Origin of the sequence: uncultured Cardiobacterium sp., from assembly GCF_938028185.1 — a bacterium.
Classification (GTDB): domain Bacteria; phylum Pseudomonadota; class Gammaproteobacteria; order Cardiobacteriales; family Cardiobacteriaceae; genus Cardiobacterium.
Window position 1 is genome coordinate 1 of the sequence record NZ_CALJAH010000088.1, and the last position, 2,245, is coordinate 2,245.

At 64.1% G+C, this 2,245-nt stretch carries 1 protein-coding gene and 1 pseudogene; both read right to left on the reverse strand.

Going from position 1 to position 2,245, the window contains the following annotated elements; genetic code table 11:
* The coding region (locus Q0349_RS02920) for an ABC transporter ATP-binding protein (RefSeq protein WP_298079381.1) at positions 1–1,621 on the reverse strand (1,621 nt) is incomplete at its 3' end.
* A 129-nt stretch (positions 1,622–1,750) separates the two neighbouring features.
* Positions 1,751–2,245, reverse strand: a pseudogene (locus Q0349_RS02925) (hypothetical protein); the annotation flags it as partial.

Consider the following 2,245-nt stretch of genomic DNA (forward strand, 5'->3'; position numbering starts at 1 on the left):
CGTGGTCGAAGACGAGAATTTGCGCGGCGTGGCGGATAGTAGCGAGGCGGTGGGCAATCATCAGCACGGTTTTGTCCTGCATCAACGCCGCCAGCGCGCGCATCAAGAGCGCTTCGTTTTCGGCGTCGGCAAAGGCGGTCGCTTCGTCGAGGATGAGGATGGGGCGGTTTTGCAGGATAGCGCGGGCGATGGTGATGCGCTGGCGTTCGCCGCCGGAAAGGGTCGCACCGCGTTCGCCGACGGCGGTGTGGTAGCCCTTCGGCAACGCCATGATAAAGTCGTGGCATTGGGCGGCGCGGGCGGCGGCTTCTACTTCGGCATCGCTGGCGTCGGGCGTGCCGAGGCGGATGTTGTCGGCAATGGTGCCGCTAAAGAGGAAGTTGTCCTGAAAGACGAAGGCGACTTGCGCCATCAGCGCCTCCGGGGCGAGGTGGCGGATGTCGGCGCCGCCGATGCGGATGCTGCCGCTGTCCACGTCCCAAAAGCGCGGGATGAGGCGGGCGACGGTGGTTTTGCCCGCCCCCGAACTGCCGACCAGCGCGGTCAGGCTGCCCGCCGGGGCGGTGAAGCTGATGTCGGTCAGCGCGTTTTCTTCGCGGCCGGGGTAGCGGAAATGGACGTGCGCAAAGCGGACGCTGGCGTCTTTTGGCATTTGCGGCGACGCAAGCACCGGCAACACCGGTGCGTCCAGCACTTCGATGATGCGTTCGGCGCTGATTTTGCCCTGCTCTATCAGGTGATAGAGCGAGATGTAGGGTGTCAGCGCTTCGGCCATGCCGGTGCCAAGCAGCAGCACCGCCAGCCAGGTGGCGAAAGGCAGCGCGTCTGCCTGCCACCAGTAAAAGCCCGCCCACAGCAACGCGGCCAGGGTCGGCATCGGGTTGAGCAGCATCATGCCGCTGCGCGAGGTGTTGCCGACGGAGCGATACCAGCCGATGAGCATGGCGAGGTAGTTGTCGAGCGCGTGCTGGTAGCGCCCGAAGCTGGTTTCGCCGCCGTCGAAGGTGCGCACCACCGGCATCGCCTGCACGAATTCGACCACGGCGACATTCACCTGTTCGCGCGCGGCGTTGTAGGCGGCGGTGGATTCGTCCGCGTTACGCATGACAAGACCAAATATCACCATGCCGACGGCCAGCACGCCGGCGGCAACCAGGGCGAGGCGCCAATCGACCACGAGCAGCACGACAAAAGCAATCAGCGGCGCGGCGTAGGCGCGGGCGTAGAGCGGGGTGCTGTCGGCAACGAAAACGTGCAGACCGCGCACGTCGTCCTGCATCACTTTGGTCAGCGCCGCCGCGCCCCGGTCGTGCAGGAAACCGAGCGAGACTTGCGCCAGGCGTTCGGCAAGTTGGCTGCGCAGCAGGGTTTCCAGACGAAAGGCGGCGAGATGCGAGACGCGGAAGGCGTAACCGCGCAGGGCAAAGGCGGCGAGGGTGAGCGCGACCAGCAGCGTGGCGGTAAACCCGTCGGCGCGGCCAGCGAGCAGCTCTTTGAGCATATGCGCCATCAGCAGCAACGCGGCGGTGCCGAAGGCAATAGCGGCGGTGGAGAGCATCATCGCGCGGCGGATTTGCGGGCGCACCGGGTCGATGATGCGCCAGGGAGAGGGGTTAGACATGGTGGCGGCTCCTGTGAAGGTGGTGGCAGGATGATAGCTGTTTCTATTTGGGGCAGAAACGGGAAGGACGGTGAAAGGCAGCCTGAAAACGCTGGATTCATTTTCAGGCTGCCTTTCTAGTGGCAAGGTTTATTCGGCATCCGACACAACACCGGCGGCAATCAACCTGCCGTTTTGCTGCAGCAAAAAACGCTGACCTTCGGCCGCCACCAGCGCTTCTTCGGTTTCCAGCCGTACTTCGGGCGTTTCGCCGTCGGCCACGCTTTGCGGCGAGACCAGCCTGCAGCGCACCGTCTGCCCGCCTATCCATATTTCCGTGCTGTCGCCTGCCGATAGGGCATGACCGCCTTCTTCGCGGCTCAGATTATAGATATAGCCGTGCAGGCGGCGGCTTGTTTGCGGCAGTTTGGGCGGCTGCGGGCGCGGTGCCAGCGCGGCGGTATCGGCCAGCAGTTGCTGCAGACCCTGATGACCAACATAAATGCGCGCATGCTCGCCATCCATTTCATAGGTGTCGAGCAGATTGCGCATTTCCATGGTTTCGAGTTCCAGGAGGTCTTTGTCGTCCAGCGCATCGCTTTGGCTGAACAGCACCGCCAGCTTCGGCACACGCGCCTGCCGCGC